Source organism: Rhodovulum imhoffii, assembly GCF_003046545.1.
In the GTDB taxonomy this organism is placed as follows: domain Bacteria; phylum Pseudomonadota; class Alphaproteobacteria; order Rhodobacterales; family Rhodobacteraceae; genus Rhodovulum; species Rhodovulum imhoffii.
This window is the reverse complement of record NZ_QAAA01000001.1, coordinates 103550-120232: the sequence shown is the minus strand read 5'-3', so window position 1 is coordinate 120232 and position 16683 is coordinate 103550. Positions and strand designations below refer to the sequence as shown.

Below are 16683 nucleotides of genomic sequence, written 5' to 3'. Positions count from 1 at the left end.
CCCCTGTCCCTCAATTAGGGTTCGCTCGCTTTTCAATATCACATGAACGAGGCAGGGCGTGGCGCAGAACCGGGGAAAACACTGGGCAGGGCTGGTTTTGGCGCTTGGGATCGCGGCGGGCGGCGCGCTGGCGCAAGATGGCGGCGCGATTGTCACCAAACAATATGACGACGGCGGCATTTACGAAGGCACTTTCCGCAACGGGCTTCAGCACGGGCAAGGGATCTACCGGCTGCCCAATGGGTATGAATACAGTGGCACATGGGAAGACGGCGAAATCCGCGGCCGGGGCACTGCCCGTTTCGCGGACGGCTCCGTCTATACCGGCACCTTCGAGAAAGGGCAGCCCGAGGGGACAGGGCGCATCGTCTTCGCCGACGGGTCAACCTATGAAGGCAAATGGGAAAACGGCAAGATGACCGGCGCGGGCGTGGCGGCTTACGCCAACGGGCTGCGATACGAGGGCACGTTCAAAAATGCGCTCCACCATGGCCACGGTGTGCTGACCGGTGAGGACGGGTATGTCTATGAGGGCACCTGGTCAGAGGGTGTAAAACACGGGCAGGGCCGCATCACCTATGCCGACGGAACGGTCTACGAAGGCGGGATGCGAGACGGCCGGCGCGCAGGTCAGGGAACGCTGAGCACCCCGGAAGGGCTGGTCTATGAAGGCGGCTGGGTCAACGGACAGATGGAGGGCGAAGGCCGTCTGACCCAACCCGGCGGGGATGTCTACGACGGGGCGTTCAAGGCGGGAAAGCGCAACGGTCCGGGGGTGGAAACCTACGCCAACGGGGATACCTATGAAGGCACTTTCGAAAACGACAAGCGCCATGGAACCGGCACGTTCCGGGGAACGGACGGCATGATTTACACAGGCCAGTGGGTCATGGGCCGGATCGAGGGAGCGGGGACGACAACCTACCCCGACGGATCGGTCTACGAAGGCGCCTTCAAGGCCGACCAGCCCCATGGCCAGGGCAGGATCGCTTATGCCGACGGCTCCTCCTACGAGGGCGGCTGGCAGAACGGCCAGATCACCGGGACAGGTATCGCCCACTATGCAAGCGGTCAGGTTTACGAGGGTGCGTTGCTGAACGCCACCCCCCACGGGAAGGGCGAAATGACCTATCCCGACGGGTATACCTACGACGGTGACTGGGTGCGCGGCACCCGCCACGGCACGGGCATCGCCACCTATCCCAACGGCAGCACCTATACCGGCGGGTTCACGGAGGGCCAGCGTCAAGGGACCGGCACTCTGACCATGACCGACGGGTTCACCTACGAAGGCGCCTGGGAGGGCGGCCGGATCAGCGGCCATGGCATTGCCCGCTATCCCAACGGGGACAGCTACGAAGGCAAGTTCGTCGACGGCCAGCGCCAGGGCGAGGGCGTGATGCGCTATGCCACCGGGCGCGAAGCACGGGGGCAGTGGGACGGCGGTACGTTGACCCCCCCCGCGAACTAACCCCGTTTGCGCGCAGGGCGGCGATCGTTTATCCCTGCCTTTGCAACGGCTGGGAGTATTTCCGCATGACCGGGTTTCAACGCTGGCTGCTGGTGGTCGGCATTCTCATTCTTTCAGGCATCGCGATCCCCTACGGGGCGCTGAGTGGCGGCACGGTCTCGGTGGAGGTCTTCGTGTTCTGGTGTGTCTTCGGCGCGGCGGTGGTCGTGGCGATCGCCGCGGGCGTTACACGGTGGAGGGGCTGACATGATCTCTCCCACTCTGATATGGGTCTCGGTGCTTTTGTTCACGTTGCTGGGCGGCGCGATTGCGCTGAAAGCCGCGCGCGGCAATACCGGCACCGCCGATGACTATTACCTTGGCGGACGCAATATCGGCGGCATGGTGGCGGGGTTGTCCTATGCCGCCACAACTTATTCGGCCTTCATGCTGGTGGTCCTGACGGGGCTGACCTATCGCGGCGGCGTCGGTGCGCTGGGCTTCGAACTGATTTACTTCTCCGGTCTGACACTTCTGGTCCTGTTCGGGCCGCGATTTTGGCTGGCGGCACGGAAATGGGGCTTCATCACCCCCGCCGAGATGCTGGGCGCGCGCTACGGCGACCGCACCATCGCGCGGCTGGTCGCGGTGCTGAGTCTTGTGTTCCTGATGCCCTACTGCACGACTCAGATGGCCGGAATCGGGTTGTTGCTGTCCGGCGTGACCGGGGGAGACATCGGCCTGCCCGCGGCCATTCTGACCGGGGCGGTCCTGGCGATTCTCTGGACGCTGATCGCCGGGCTTCGCTCCGTCGCGTGGACGGATGCGGTGCAGGCGAGCCTCATGCTGATCTCGGCGCTGCTTGCCGTTGGATTTGTGGTGGCGGCCATCGGCGGCGTGGACAGCTTCGTCGCGAAGGTGAAAGCGTCAAACCCGCAATGGCTGGATGTGCCGGGTCCGGGCCTGTGGTCCCTGCCCACGTTCCTTGCGCTGGCGCTGCCGTGGTTTTTCTTTCCGCTGTCAAACCCGCAGGTCAGCCAGAGGCTGTTCGCGGTGCGTGACGTTTCCGCCCTGCGGCGGATGATTTTCTGGGTGCTGGGATTTGGCCTGGTATTCACGCTGATCGCGGTGATCTGGGGGTTCGCCGCGCTGGTGCTGACACCGGGTCTGGAAAACAGTGCTCTGGCCACCCCGGCCCTGCTGGGCTCGGGCGCGGTGCCGGTGGGGGTAAGCCTGCTGCTCATCATCGGGGTCCTGTCTGCCGCGGTGTCCACGCTCGATTCCATCGCGCTGACGCTGGGTTCGATGGTGGCCCGTGACCTGCTGAACCGTGGTGCCGGGCGCGATGCGACCCAGGTGTTCATTGGCCGGGTAATCGTGGTCCTGGTGGTCGTTTTCGCCGCGTGGTTCGCCCTGCAAAAGGCCCAGATCGTAGATCAGCTGGCCGCCCTTTCCGCGGCAGGTTTGGTGGTAACCGTCCCCGCGACCATCGGCGCGTTCTTTTGGCGCGGGGGCACGGCATGGGGCGTTCTGGCCTCGCTGGTCGGGGGCAGCGCGGTCGCGGTTTACATGGCGATTTTTGCCGGCGTCAGCGTCTTCAACCCTCTTCTGGCGACCACGGTCATCGGTGTTACGGTCGCGCTCTTCGTCGGGGTCAGCCTGATCACCCCCGCCCGCGAGGAGGCGCTGGATTTCCAGACCGCGCTGCGCCCGGAGCTGGACCGCCACCGCGTTTGGTGAAAAAGCCGCCGGTTGCATTTTTGCTTTGCACCGGCGGCCCCGATCCATATAGTGCGCCCAATGATGAGCACTGGACATATCTCCCCCGATGCCCCGCGCCCCGCGCGGGTCCTGTCCGGCCTTCTGCTTCTCCTTAGCTGCCTCTGAGCGTGCCATAGTGGCGCGACCGCTCAGAGGTACCGCTTCGCGCCGCCCGGCTAAGGACAACCAAAGAGATCTACCATGACAGAGACTGCAAAACAGGACCGTGTCCTGATTTTCGACACCACCCTGCGCGACGGGGAACAAAGCCCTGGCGCAACCATGACCCACGAGGAAAAGCTGGAGATTGCCGCCATGCTCGACGAGATGGGCGTGGATGTGATCGAGGCGGGCTTTCCCATCGCCTCCGAAGGGGATTTCGACGCCGTCAGCGCCATCGCCAGGCAAGCCGAAACCGCCACGATCTGCGGGCTGGCGCGGGCGAACTTCAAGGATATCGACCGCTGCTGGGAGGCCGTTCGTCACGCAAGAAGCCCGCGAATTCATACATTTATAGGAACCTCCCCCCTGCACCGGGCGATTCCCAACCTCGACCAGGACGAGATGGCCCAGCGCATTCATGACACGGTAACCCATGCCCGCAACCTGTGCGACAATGTGCAATGGTCGCCCATGGATGCGACCCGGACAGAGCATGACTACCTGTGCCGGGTCGTGGAAATCGCCATCAGGGCGGGCGCGACCACGATCAACATCCCCGACACGGTGGGCTACACCGCCCCGCGCGAAAGCGCCGACCTGATCCGCATGCTGCGCGAACGCGTCCCTGGCGCCGATGCAATCACTTTCGCCACCCATTGCCACAACGATCTGGGCATGGCCACCGCCAACGCCCTGGCCGCCGTGGAGGCCGGGGCCCGCCAGATCGAATGCACGATCAACGGGCTGGGGGAGCGCGCCGGCAACACCGCATTGGAAGAGGTTGTGATGGCACTGAAGGTGCGAAACGACATCATGCCCTACCGGACCTGCATCGACACCACGAAAATCATGAACATCTCGCGCCGCGTGGCGACGGTATCCGGCTTTCCGGTGCAGTATAACAAGGCAATCGTGGGCAAGAACGCCTTTGCCCATGAAAGCGGCATCCATCAGGACGGGATGCTGAAAAACGCCGAGACCTTCGAAATCATGCGCCCGTCCGACATCGGACTTAAGGAAACCAATCTGGTCATGGGCAAGCACTCGGGCCGGGCGGCGCTGCGCGCCAAGATGAAGGACCTGGGCTATGATCTGGCGGACAATCAGCTCAACGATGTGTTCGTCCGCTTCAAGGCGTTGGCCGACCGCAAGAAAGAGGTCTATGACGACGACCTCCTCGCCCTGATGCGCGACAGCGTCTCGAACGAGACCCATGACCGCATACAGGTGAAGTTCCTGCGCGTGATCTGCGGGACCGAGGCGCCGCAATCTGCGGACCTGACGCTGGTAATCGACGGCAAGGAACACCAGGTCACCGCGCAGGGCGACGGGCCTGTGGACGCAACCTTCAACGCGGTCAAGGCCCTGTTCGCGCACCGCGCGCACCTTCAGCTCTATCAGGTCCATGCCGTGACCGAGGGCACCGATGCGCAGGCCACCGTCAGCGTGCGGATGGAGGAAGAAGGCAAGATCGTCACCGGCCAGGCCTCGGACACCGATACCGTCGTCGCCAGTGCCAAAGCCTATGTGAATGCGCTCAACCGCCTTCTGGTCCGGCGTGAAAAAACCAGGCCGCAGGCCGAAGCGGTTTGACCCCACCGCCGGACGGGTGCAAAAACGCGCTTTTCCGGCGGCTTTACGCTTATTTGACCCGCAGCAGGCCTTTACGCTGCGCCCGACCGGGCCCTATAAGCAACCGGCCCGGTCGTTAACGGAATCGGGACAAGAAAATTTCAGGGATAGGGCCAGAGGCATGGCAGGTATTGGCGGTTTGTTTTCCTCGGACATGGCGATCGACCTCGGAACGGCGAATACGCTCGTCTATGTCAAGGGGCGCGGAATCGTTCTGAACGAACCGTCGGTGGTGGCGTTCCATGTGCGCGACGGGCGTAAACAGGTGCTGGCCGTGGGGGAGGACGCCAAGCTGATGCTGGGCCGCACGCCCGGCAGTATCGAGGCCATCCGCCCCATGCGCGAGGGCGTGATCGCCGATTTCGACGTGGCCGAAGAGATGATCAAGTATTTCATCCGCAAGGTTCATAAACGGACGACTTTCACCAAGCCCAAGATCATCGTCTGCGTTCCCCACGGCGCGACACCGGTCGAGAAACGGGCGATCCGGCAATCGGTGCTCTCGGCAGGCGCGCGCCGGGCGGGGCTGATCCCGGAGCCCATCTCGGCGGCCATCGGGGCCGGCATGCCCATAACCACGCCCTCTGGCAACATGGTGGTGGATATCGGGGGCGGCACGACCGAGGTCGCGGTGCTGTCGCTGGGCGATATCGTCTATGCCCGGTCGATCCGCGTGGGCGGCGACCGCATGGATGACGGAATCATCAACCACCTGCGCCGCCACCAGAACCTTCTGATCGGGGAGGCAACGGCCGAACGTATCAAGACGACCATCGGAACCGCACGCATGCCGGATGACGGGCGCGGGTCCAACATGCTGATCCGCGGGCGCGATCTGCTCAACGGCGTTCCGAAGGAGATCGAGATCAATCAGGCGCTGGTGGCCGAGGCTCTGGCCGAGCCGGTCCAGCAGATTTGCGAGGCGGTGATGATCGCGCTCGAGGCGACGCCGCCGGATCTGGCGGCGGATATCGTCGACCGCGGCGTGATGCTGACCGGCGGCGGCGCCCTTCTGGGGGAACTTGACCTCGCCCTGCGGGAGCAGACCGGGCTTTCTGTCTCGGTGGCCGATGAATCGCTGAACTGCGTTGCACTGGGGACCGGCAAGGCGCTGGAATACGAAAAGCAGCTTCGCCACGTCATCGACTACGAAAGCTGAAGCCCCGGCACGGCGTCCGGAGGACGGCAGACGTGGCCAAAAACCGAAACACATCCCAAGACTATACCCGCCCCATCAGACGTATCCTGATCGGGGGTCTTGTTTTCGTCTTGCTGGCCCTGTTCCTGCTGTGGCGTATCGACAGCCCGCGGGTGGAGCGGATGCGGATCGCACTGGTCGATCGGGTCGTGCCGGGCATGGGCTGGGCGATGCGCCCGGTCACCGCCGCGACCGAGATGGCGGAGGGGTTTCGTTCTTATGCGCGACTGGCGGAACAGAACGCCGAGTTGCGCCGCGAATTGCGGCAAATGCGCGCCTGGAGGGAGGCCGCGCTTCAGTTGGAACAGGAAAACGCCAAGCTGCTGGACCTCAACAAGGTACGGCTGGACCCGACCCTGACCTATGTGACCGGAATGGTTCTGGCGGACAGTGGCTCCCCCTTCCGGCGGTCGGTGCTTCTCAACCTCGGCGCGCGCGACGGCATCCTGGATGGCTGGGCCACCACCGACGGGTTGGGCCTGGTGGGACGAATTTCAGGCGTGGGGCAGCGCACCGCCAGGGTCATCTTGCTGACGGATCCCAACAGCCGGGTGCCCATTACCATCCAGCCATCGGGTCAGCGGGCGGTTCTGTCCGGCGACAACAGTCCGGTACCGCCGATCGAGTTTCTGGAAAACCCCGACCTTGTGCGACCCGGCGACCGGGTCGTATCGTCCGGCAACGGAGGGGTATTCCCGGCCGGGCTGCTGGTGGGACAGGTCGCACAGGGTACCGACGGGCGGCTGCGCGTGCGTCTGGCCGCCGATTACGAACGGCTGGAATTCCTGCGTGTGTTACGCAGCCATGCCAACGAAACAATCCGCGATCCCGGCGCGTTGATCGCCCCCGCCCCGATCGGCCCGCCCGCACCGGAGTCTGCAAATGATTGATCCGGTTTCCATGCGGCAATTTCTTTACCCGCTGGTGTTCGCGGGGGTGGGTCTGGCATTCCTGTTCGTGCGGCTTTTGCCCGTCGGCTCACTGGTGGGCGGATTTCCGGGGCCGGACGTGATGCTCTGTCTTGCCTTCGCCTGGGTGCAGCGTCGCCCGGATTACCTGCCGCCGCTGCTGCTTGTTGCGGTTTTCCTGACGCTGGACCTGATGCTGCTGCGCCCACCCGGCTTGTGGACGGCCCTTGTGCTTCTGGGGGCGGAGTTTTTGCGGTCTCGCCGTCAGCTTTCGGCAGAGATGCCCTTTGGGGTGGAATGGGCGCTCGTCGGCGTCGTGCTGGTGATGATCACGCTTCTCGAGGCCCTCATCCTCAGCCTGACCGCAGTCCACCATCCCGGCATCGGACAGGCCCTGATGCAAACAGTCTCCACACTAGCGGCCTATCCGGTGATAGTATTCGTGTCGAAGTTCGGGTTGGGCGTCCGCCGTCCAACCCCGGACGAAGCCAACCGCCGGAGACCCCCGCGATGAAACACCCCCAGCGGGATACAGAGCAAAGCACCCGAAAAATTAGCCGGCGGACCCTGGTGCTGGGGGGGGCGCAACTGGCATTCGCCGGGATTTTGGCACTGCGGATGCGGCACTTGCAGGTCGAACAGGCGGACCAATACCGCCTGATGGCGGAAGAAAACCGCATCAATATCCGGCTCATCCCCCCGACGCGTGGCCTGATTTTCGACAACCAGGGACGCTCGCTCGCCGAAAACGAGCAAAACTACCGGATCGTGCTGGTGCGCGAAGATGCCGGAAACGTGGAGGAGGCATTGGCACGCGTGGCGCGGATCGTTCCGCTCACCTCTGACGAGGTGGAGCGCGCGCGCAAGGAAATCGCCCGCCGCAGCCCCTTCGTGCCGGTGACCGTCGCAGACCGTCTGACCTGGGCGGACGTCGCGCATGTGGCTGTAAACGCCCCTGCCCTGCCCGGCATAACGCCAGAGGTCGGCCTGTCCCGACTTTACCCGATGGGTGAGGATTTTGCCCATGTCATTGGCTATGTCGGCCCGGTCAGCGATTACGATCTGTCGAAGCTGGAAACCCCGGACCCTGTACTTCAGATACCGCGCTTCCAGATCGGCAAGACCGGGGTCGAGGCCAAGATGGAGGACGACCTGCGCGGAAAGGCCGGCAACAAACGCATCGAAGTCAATGCCGTGGGCCGCGTCATCCGGGAGATCGACCGGACCGAGGGCAAGGCCGGCGCAAGCCTGCAACTGACTGTGGACGCGGGATTGCAGAACTTCATGCAGGCCCGCATGGCAAAGGAAAGCGCCGCTGCCGTGGTGATGGATACCCGCAACGGCGACCTGTTGGGCATTGCCTCGGCCCCCAGCTATGATCCGAACAAATTCGTCCGCGGGATTTCGGTGCCGGATTACCGGGCGCTGACGGAAAACCCCTACCGCCCACTCGCCAACAAGACCGTGCAGGGCGCCTACCCGCCCGGCTCCACCTTCAAGATGGTTACCGCCCTCGCGGCGCTGGAGGCGGGCGTGGTCTCCCCCGAGGATACCGTCTGGTGCCCGGGGTATACAGAGGTGGGCGGGCGACGGTTCCATTGCTGGCGGCGGGGCGGTCACGGCTCTGTCGCCCTGAACCAGAGCCTAGAACAATCCTGCGACGTTTACTTCTACGAGATCGCCCAGCGGGTCGGCATCGACCGCATCGCGGAAACGGCCCGCCATCTGGGGTTGGGGGCCCGCCACGACCTGCCGATGTCGGCCGTCACAGAAGGTCTGATGCCTGACACTGCGTGGAAGCGCGAGAACCGCGGTGCCGAATGGGTGATCGGCGACACGCTGAACGCATCCATCGGGCAGGGTTTCGTTCTGACTTCCCCCTTGCAGCTTGCGGTGATGACTGCGCGGCTGGCCAGTGGCCAGGCGGTCCTGCCGCGGCTGATCAAATCGGTCAACGGGCTGGAAACTCCGGTCGGGGGCGGCGCACCGCTGCCCTTCGCCCCCCACAACCTGGCGCGAATCAGGAAGGGAATGTACTCGGTGTCCAATCACCGGCGCGGCACCGGCTATCGGTCGCGCATCGTGTCGGAAGACATGCTGATGGCCGGCAAGACCGGTACCAGCCAGGTGCGCAACATCACCGCCGCCGAGCGCGCGCGCGGCGTCTTCCGGAACGAGGATCTGCCCTGGCACCGGCGCGACCATGCACTTTTTGTCTGCTTCGCGCCCTATGACGCTCCGCGCATCGCGGTTTCGGTTGTCGTGGAACATGGCGGCGGCGGGTCCACGGCGGCGGCGCCCATTGCCCGCGATATCGCGTTGCGCGCGCTTTACGGAGAGATGCCCCCCCTTGCCGCCTACCCGAGCAATCAGCGTTGGGAGGCAGAGCAACGGCTCAATGCCCTGCCCTTGCGCACGCTTCAGCCCCCCAGCCCCGGACGGAACCGCGCATGAGCTACCTCGAATATCAGGTCAAGACCGTCCCCAGCGGGCTGCGCAAGGTGTTTTACGTCAACTGGGCGCTGGTTGCGTTGCTGTGCGCCGTGGCGGGAATCGGGTTCCTGATGCTTTACTCCGTCGCAGGTGGCGCGATGGAGCCCTGGGCGGCCCCCCAGATCAAGCGGTTTCTCGTCGGGTTGGGGGTGATGTTCGCCGTGGCCTTCATACCGGTCTGGTTCTGGCGCAACATGGCCGGGCTGGCATTCGGGATCTCACTGCTGCTGTTGCTGGGGGTGGAATTTTTCGGTGAGGTCGGGATGGGCGCACAACGCTGGATCGATCTCGGGGTGATCCGCCTTCAGCCCTCGGAGTTGACAAAAATCACCCTGGTGATGGCGCTGGCCGCCTATTTCGACTGGCTGGACCCGCGCCGGGTGTCGCACCCGCTCTACGTCCTGGTCGCCTTGGGGCTGATCCTTTTACCCGCCGCGCTGGTGCTCAGGCAGCCCGACCTCGGCACTGCGCTCCTGCTGGTTCTGGGCGGGGCGGTGGTCCTGTTTGCCGCTGGGGTCCACTGGCTGTATTTCGCGGTCGTGGGCGCGATGGGCAGCGGCCTGGTGGCGGCAGTCTTTGCCTCGCGCGGGTCGCCATGGCAACTGCTGAAGGATTACCAGTACCGCCGGATCGATACTTTTCTCGATCCGTCCTCCGACCCGCTGGGGGCGGGCTACCACATCACCCAGTCAAAGATCGCGCTGGGGTCGGGCGGGTGGTCCGGACGCGGCTTCATGCAGGGCACACAAAGTCGGCTGAACTTCCTGCCCGAAAAACACACCGATTTCATCTTTACCACCCTGGCTGAGGAGTTCGGCTTCATCGGTGGCATCTCCCTGTTGGCGCTTTACATGCTGATCATCCTGTTCTGCGTCGCCTCCGCCCTGAAAAACCCCGACCGCTTCGCCGCCCTGATGACAATCGGCATCGCAACCACATTCTTCCTGTTTTTCGCGCTGAACATGTCGATGGTAATGGGCCTTGCCCCGGTGGTGGGGGTGCCACTGCCGCTTGTCTCCTACGGGGGGTCGGCCATGATGGTCCTGATGGCCGCCTTCGGCCTGATTCAGAGCGCACATATCCACCGCCCCAGGAGCCGCTGACATGAACGTCCTGTTCGCCGCCCCGGCCACAAGCTGGGAAACCTACCGCGCGCCCCTTTTCCGTGCCTTTGACCAAGCCGGCCTGCAAGCGACCCTGCACACCGACCCTGACGCCGCACCGGAGACGGTCGATTACATCGTCTATGCCCCCGCTGGCCCGGTGTCTGACTTCACGCCGTTTTCCCGTTGCAAAGCCGTGCTGAGCCTTTGGGCCGGGGTCGAAACCATCGTTCTGAACCCGACCCTGACACAGCCGCTCTGCCGGATGGTCGATTCCGGCTTGCAGGAAGGGATGGTCGAATGGGTCACCGGCCACGTCCTGCGCCATCACCTGAGCATGGACAGGCATATCGTGAACCCCCTGCACAATTGGGACCCGGCGGTCCCCCCGCTGGCACGGGACCGAAAGGTGACGGTTCTGGGCCTGGGGGAACTGGGCCGGGCCTGCGCACAGGCGCTGCGGGCGCTCAATTTCGCCGTAGCAGGCTGGGCGCGCACCCATCACAGCCTTGAGGGGATCCCCTGCCTGCACGGGGCCGATGGCCTGCGCCCCGCTCTGGCCCGGGCCGAGATCGCGGTGCTTTTGCTGCCCCTGACCGCCGAAACCGAAAACCTGCTGAACCATGAGCGCCTCGGCTGGATGCCCGAGGGGGCGGTGCTGATCAATCCGGGCCGGGGCGCGCTGGTCGACGATGAGGCCCTGCTGGCGGCCCTGGGAAGAGGCGGTCTCAGCCATGCCACGCTGGATGTCTTCCGCACCGAACCCCTGCCCGCCGCTCACCCTTTCTGGGCCCATCCGCAAGTGACGGTTACGCCGCACATTGCGTCTGCCACGCGACCGGAAACGGCCGCACAGGTGATTGTTGAAAACATCCGTCGCAGCGAAGCGGGGGAAGCCCTGCTGTTTCGCGTGGACCGGGCGCAGGGTTACTGATCGGCGCGGATGATGGCGGCAAACTTGCTGTAGATCGCCTCGTTCGCCACCAGCACGTCACCATGCTCAACCGGGTCGTGCCCCTCCCGCACAGGGCCGACAAGGCCGCCGGCCTCCCGCACCAGTATCAGCCCCGCGGCAAGATCCCAGGCGTTCAGTTCACGTTCCCAGTACCCATCGTAGCGACCGGCAGCCACGTAAGCGAGGTCGAGCGCCGCAGAGCCCCAACGCCGGACCCCCGCGCATTCGGGCATCAGGCGACCAAGGTCGCGCAGGGTTGCGGGCAGGGTTCGTTTGGCTCCGAAGGGCACGCCGGTGGCAAAGATGGCCTCGTTCAGCCGCGACCGGCCCGAGACCCGCAGACGGCTGTCATTCATCCACGCGCCCGCCCCCTTTTCCGCATAGAAAAGCTCATCCTTGGCGGCGTCAAAGACGACGCCGGAGACGATCTCGCCCTTGTGTTCCAGCGCGATGGAAATTGCCCAGTGCGGCAACCCGTGCAGGAAATTGGTGGTGCCGTCCAGCGGATCCACGATCCAGCGGCGGGTCGGGTCTTCGCCCGCATCTTCGCCGGTTTCCTCCCCCAACCAGCCATAGGTGGGCCGCGCCCCGAGAAGCTCTTCCTTGAGAATGCGTTCGGCGGCCATGTCGGCGCGGCTGACGAAATCGCCCGCGCCTTTCATCGAAACCTGAAGATTCTCGACCTCGCGGAAATCTTTCACGAGGCTGCGCCCCGCCTTCCGAGCCGCCTTGACCATAATGTTGAGGTTTGCGCTGCCTTGCATGTCCGGACTCCTAGCCTGGGGGCGCTATACGCGGCTGCGGCGCCCATGCCAAGGGGTCAGGCGCGTTGCAGTTTCACGGGTTCGTTGCGGGCGAGACGAATGAAATGGGCCATGAAGGGTTTGGCGGCGTCCTCTTCCCGCGTCGCGGCATACATGCGGCGCGTCACCGGCTGCGGACCAAGCGGACGGATGGCGTAATCGGGGTGGTCGCGGATCTCGCGCACCACCCAGTCGGGCAACACCGTCACCCCGCGCCCCGACGCAACCAGCATCAGGATCACGGCGGTCAGTTCCACACCGCGCAAGGCGCGGGGCTCTACCCGCGCGGGGGTCAGGAGGCTGGTGAACACGTCCAGCCGGCTGCGCTCCACCGGGTATGTGATGAGCGTCTGGTCACGAAAATCCTCCGCGACGATTCGGTCCTGCGCGGCCAGAGGATGGCTGGCCGCACAAACAAAGACGGGTTCATAATCGAAAAGCGGCACGAAGGTAACGCCGGGCAGATCCTGCGGATCGGAAGAAACGACAAGATCCACCTTTTCCCGGCCCAGCGCCGGCAGTGCGTCGAAAGACAGGCCGGGGCGAATGTCAACGTCCACCTCCGGCCACGCCTTGCGGTATAATTCCAGCACCGGAAGCAACCAGTCGAAACAGGCATGACATTCCAGCGCAATGTGGAGCCGGCCGGACTTCCCGGCTTTCTGCCCCTCGAATTCCTCTTGCAGGGCGGCGACTTCCGGCAACACCCGTTCCGCCAGGCGCAACAGTTTCATGCCCGCCGGCGACAGGCGCAGGGGCTTGGTGCGACGCACGAACAGCTCCAATCCGACCTGCTCCTCCAGCGCCTTGATCTGGTGTGACAACGCCGATTGCGTGATGTTCAGCACGTCCGCCGCGCGGGCCAGCCCGCCGGTTTCGTGGATCGCCCTGATCGTGCGCAGGTGGCGCAATTCCAGATGCATATTGTCGCGCCGCTCATATTCTTCTTGAGAAGTATGAATTTGTTTCACAAAATTTCCTATGCGACAAGTCGTGAAACCCTTCTGAGCCGGAGTTTTCCCATGTCCGCCCCGCGTGTCTCCTTTGAATTCTTCCCCCCGCAATCGCTGGAGGCCGGATTTCGCCTGTGGGACACCGCACAAAAACTCGCTACGCTGGAACCGGAATTCGTCTCCGTCACCTATGGCGCGGGAGGCAGCACACGGGCCCTGACCCATGACGCGGTAAAGGCGCTCCATAAGCATTTCGGCCTGAACGTGGCCGCGCACCTGACCTGCGTGGGCGACAGCCGGGAGGACACCCTGCGCGTGGCGGACGGCTTTGCCGAAGTCGGCGTGCGCGAAATCGTTGCCCTGCGTGGCGACCCGCCGCGTGGGGAAGGCGGCTTCACCCCCCGCCCCGATGGCTTTGCCAATTCCTGTGACCTGATTTCCGCACTTGCGCAAACTGGACGCTTCAGGATTCGTGTCGGGGCCTATCCGGATCCTCACCCCGAGGCCCGTGCGCCGGGCGACGATGTGCGCTGGCTCAAGCGCAAATTCGCCGCCGGGGCACATTCTGCGATCACCCAGTTTTTCTTCGAGGCGGACACCTTTTTCCGTTTTCGCGACGCCTGCGAAAAGGAAGGGATCACCGGTCAGATCATCCCCGGCATCCTGCCGATCGACAATTGGGCCGGGGTGCGCAAGTTCGCCAGGAACTGCGGGGCCCATGTGCCAGCGTGGCTGGATGACGCTTTCGAAACCGCCCGCCGCGACCAACGTGAGGATCTGCTGGCCGTCTCATTGGCGACGGAGCTTTGCACCAAACTGATCGAAGGTGGCGTGGGGGAGTTTCACTTCTACACGCTCAACAAGGCGGCACTGACCCGCGATGTCTGCCACGCCCTTGGGGTTCAGCCCTGCGCGCGGCTGGAGAAGGTCGCCTGATCCACGCTGCGCGGCGTGCTGCCCGGCGGATCATCGCTACGGCGCGCGGTGGGGTGCAACGCCTCTGAGACATCCAGCCCGATACGGCGACGGTGGCGCAGCCAGAAAAACTTGCCCCACCCCCGCATCATCCCGACCGAGGGCGCCGTCACGTCGCAAGGGAAGCGGGCGCGCCAGCCTTCCGGCAGGGGAAGGTCGTGATGGGCGGCCCGTTCCAGCATCCAGACCAGCGGAATATGCGCCAACGGCAAAGCCTGCGTGGAATTGCCCACCTGCCCGCCAACATCCCCATGCGTGCCGCGGAACCACATCTGCACCACATGCCCGTGCCACCCGGCAGGGCATTCCCACAGGACCGGCTCAAACGCCTCTCGGGTCTCGTCCAGCGCCAGCGCGTGATACCCGTGGCGGACCACAGGCCCAAGGGAATGGTTGTGAAAGGCATGGCGCGGCTCGGTCAGCATCCACAAAAGCGGCAACCGCAAACCCAGAGCCTTGACCGTATCCCAGACCCCGATCATCTCCACGGAAACATCCGGCAGACAGTATTTTTCCCGGAAAACCTGCGCGGCGTCCCTGTCGCCCCCGGCGCGATAGTGCCGCCACGCCTGGGTCAGGTTGCGTTCGGTGGCATGGGCGGCTTTCAACAGCCCGACGCTGTCCAGCACACCGGCCAGCGACCGTGCCGCGAAGGCGCCACGCGAATACCCCATCAGGAAGATTCTATCGCCGACCCGATAGCGTGAGGCAAGATACCCATAGGCGCGGCGGATCTGCTCATTGATTCCGCGTCCCGAGGCGACGTGATGCGCCCGCGTCCAGTCCGGCCACTGGATTCCCGCCTCGTAATAAACCGAAACCGGCGCACTGGCCGGAAGCTCCTGCAACAGTTGATAGGTGCGCCCGACATGGGTCAGGTCCCCGGCATCGAGCCCCCCGAGCGTCCCGTCCAGCAAGATGACGTGATCGGTGGCGCTGCGCAACGCACGCCTCGGGCGCGCCGCCTCTTCACGGGGGCGGCGCAGCAGACGGGCAACACGCTCATTCACCCGCATGCTTTACCTTTCCCGATCCCGACATATCGCGCACGCCTGCCCCCTCACCTCGTTTCCATGGTAGGGGCAAGCGGCACATTCGCCAAGACGCGTATCAGAGCGTCAGAACGGTTACCGTCTCCAGTGCCCCATAGCCGTTGAAACGGGTTGCCGTGGCGCTGGAATAGGCGCCCATCGCGGGAAAGACGAGGTAATCGTCTTCCTGCAGATCAGCGGGCAGACTGACCGTGCCCGGCAACCGGTCAAGACTGTCGCAGGTCGGCCCGAAAACGGTACGTGACACCGCACGGCCCGTGCGCGGCGTGCCCGCAGGCGAAAGCGCCCGAGGTGCCGCGGGCAGACCGATCAGCGGAAACTCCGCCAGCGCCCCATAGATACCGTCGTTAAGGAACACATGCGCATCGTCACGGATTGCCTTGACCCGCACCGCGAGCGCGAAAGCATCCCCCACCATGCCGCGGCCGGGTTCGCAAACCAGAGCAGGGCGACCGGCCCCGAAAGCATGGGCCGTGGCCTCATGGATCATGGCGAAGAACAGTTCCAGCGGCGGCTCGTTGCCGGTACGCCCGGCCGGGAATCCTCCGCCAACGTTCAGCCGCGCAATGCGCACCCCGGCGCCTTCGGCAATCCGGGCCGCCGCAGCGATATAGCTGCGCCACGCAACCGGATCGGTGCACTGAGTGCCGGGGTGAAAGGTCAGCGCAGGCGTCATGCCCAGCGCGGCGACCTCTTGCAAAAGCGTGATGGCATCGGCCTCGGTCGCGCCGAACTTGGCACCGAAATCATAGGCGGCCCCTTGCACGGGCAGCTTGAAGCGGACGGCGATTTCGGCCCCTGCGGGAACCCGGCCGGCCAGTTTTTCAAGCTCACTGCGCGAGTCCACCGACCACGAGGCCACGCCAAGGCGTACGCCCTCCGCGATTTCGCGGCGCCCACGTACCGGATTGTTGTAGTGCAACACCGCATCGGGCATCAGGTCGCGCACCAGGACCATCTCATCGGGTGAAGCCACGTCGAATGCGCGCACCCCTGCCGCAACCAGGTTGGACAGAACCAGCGGCGAAGGGTTCGCCTTCACCGCGTAGGTCACGAGACCGTCGAACCCGGAAATGAATCTCTGCGCCCGTGACTGCACCGCCTCCGGAGCGGCGAAAAGAACCGGATGGTCCGGTTGGGAATGGGCCAGGAAGCCTGAAAGATCGGGCCAGATTTGCCGGGTGATGTTCAACGTGTCCTCCCTCCTTGGGCGTGGAAACAGAATGCCGCAGATAATC

The 16683-nt window shown here is 64.5% G+C and carries 15 protein-coding genes; 11 read left to right on the top strand and 4 right to left on the bottom strand.

Features of this window, described 5'->3' with window-relative positions:
• The first annotated feature begins 58 nt into the window (after window positions 1-58).
• The 10 genes from C8N32_RS00595 (at window position 59) to C8N32_RS00550 (ending at window position 11641) form a co-directional block, all read left to right on the top strand.
• The gene (locus C8N32_RS00595) at window positions 59-1471 is read left to right on the top strand and encodes an MORN repeat-containing protein (RefSeq protein WP_107890529.1); all 1413 of its coding nucleotides are present in this window, start codon (window positions 59-61) and stop codon (window positions 1469-1471) included.
• 65 nt (window positions 1472-1536) lie between these two features.
• Window positions 1537-1716, top strand: a complete 180-nt coding sequence (locus tag C8N32_RS00590) for a hypothetical protein (protein WP_107890528.1) — start codon at window positions 1537-1539, stop codon at window positions 1714-1716.
• Between the two features lies 1 nt (window position 1717).
• Window positions 1718-3190 carry a sodium:solute symporter family protein gene (locus C8N32_RS00585; protein ID WP_107890527.1) on the top strand — a complete coding sequence of 491 codons (1473 nt, stop codon included), beginning with the start codon at window positions 1718-1720 and terminating at the stop codon, window positions 3188-3190.
• 222 nt (window positions 3191-3412) lie between these two features.
• Window positions 3413-4966 (top strand): 2-isopropylmalate synthase, encoded by a 1554-nt coding sequence (locus C8N32_RS00580; RefSeq protein ID WP_107890526.1) that lies wholly within the window; start codon window positions 3413-3415, stop codon window positions 4964-4966.
• A 160-nt stretch (window positions 4967-5126) separates the two neighbouring features.
• Window positions 5127-6164 carry a rod shape-determining protein gene (locus C8N32_RS00575; RefSeq protein WP_107890525.1) on the top strand — a complete coding sequence of 346 codons (1038 nt, stop codon included), beginning with the start codon at window positions 5127-5129 and terminating at the stop codon, window positions 6162-6164.
• Window positions 6165-6196: 32 nt separating this feature from the next.
• Complete coding sequence (gene mreC / locus C8N32_RS00570; RefSeq protein WP_107890524.1) at window positions 6197-7093, top strand: rod shape-determining protein MreC; 897 nt, start codon at window positions 6197-6199, stop codon at window positions 7091-7093.
• Entirely contained in the window at window positions 7086-7625 is a 540-nt protein-coding gene (locus tag C8N32_RS00565; protein WP_146159662.1) for a rod shape-determining protein MreD, read from the top strand. Before mreC ends, C8N32_RS00565 begins: the two co-directional genes overlap by 8 nt.
• Entirely contained in the window at window positions 7622-9565 is a 1944-nt protein-coding gene (mrdA, locus tag C8N32_RS00560) for a penicillin-binding protein 2 (protein WP_107890522.1), read from the top strand. The genes C8N32_RS00565 and mrdA overlap by 4 nt, the downstream gene beginning before the upstream one ends.
• Entirely contained in the window at window positions 9562-10707 is a 1146-nt protein-coding gene (rodA, locus tag C8N32_RS00555; protein WP_107890521.1) for a rod shape-determining protein RodA, read from the top strand. Before mrdA ends, rodA begins: the two co-directional genes overlap by 4 nt.
• 1 nt (window position 10708) lies before the next feature.
• Window positions 10709-11641, top strand: a complete 933-nt coding sequence (locus C8N32_RS00550; RefSeq protein ID WP_107890520.1) for a 2-hydroxyacid dehydrogenase — start codon at window positions 10709-10711, stop codon at window positions 11639-11641.
• Here C8N32_RS00550 and C8N32_RS00545 read toward each other — a convergent pair.
• Complete coding sequence (locus C8N32_RS00545) at window positions 11635-12426, bottom strand: inositol monophosphatase family protein (RefSeq protein ID WP_107890519.1); 792 nt, start codon at window positions 12424-12426, stop codon at window positions 11635-11637. The genes C8N32_RS00550 and C8N32_RS00545 overlap by 7 nt on opposite strands.
• Window positions 12427-12482: 56 nt before the next feature.
• Window positions 12483-13388 carry a LysR family transcriptional regulator gene (locus C8N32_RS00540; RefSeq protein ID WP_107890518.1) on the bottom strand — a complete coding sequence of 302 codons (906 nt, stop codon included), beginning with the start codon at window positions 13386-13388 and terminating at the stop codon, window positions 12483-12485.
• 99 nt (window positions 13389-13487) lie between these two features.
• On the opposite strand from C8N32_RS00540, the gene metF reads away from it, so the two are divergent.
• Window positions 13488-14354, top strand: coding sequence for a methylenetetrahydrofolate reductase [NAD(P)H] (gene metF, locus C8N32_RS00535; RefSeq protein ID WP_107890759.1), 867 nt, complete (start codon window positions 13488-13490; stop codon window positions 14352-14354).
• On the opposite strand, the gene C8N32_RS00530 is transcribed toward metF, so the two are convergent.
• Window positions 14321-15409, bottom strand: coding sequence for a DUF2235 domain-containing protein (locus C8N32_RS00530; protein ID WP_107890517.1), 1089 nt, complete (start codon window positions 15407-15409; stop codon window positions 14321-14323). The two genes, metF and C8N32_RS00530, sit on opposite strands and share 34 nt — an antisense overlap.
• A 94-nt stretch (window positions 15410-15503) precedes the next feature.
• Window positions 15504-16637: a type III PLP-dependent enzyme gene (locus C8N32_RS00525; RefSeq protein WP_107890516.1), complete on the bottom strand. Its 1134-nt coding sequence runs from the start codon at window positions 16635-16637 to the stop codon at window positions 15504-15506.
• Window positions 16638-16683 lie beyond the last annotated feature (46 nt).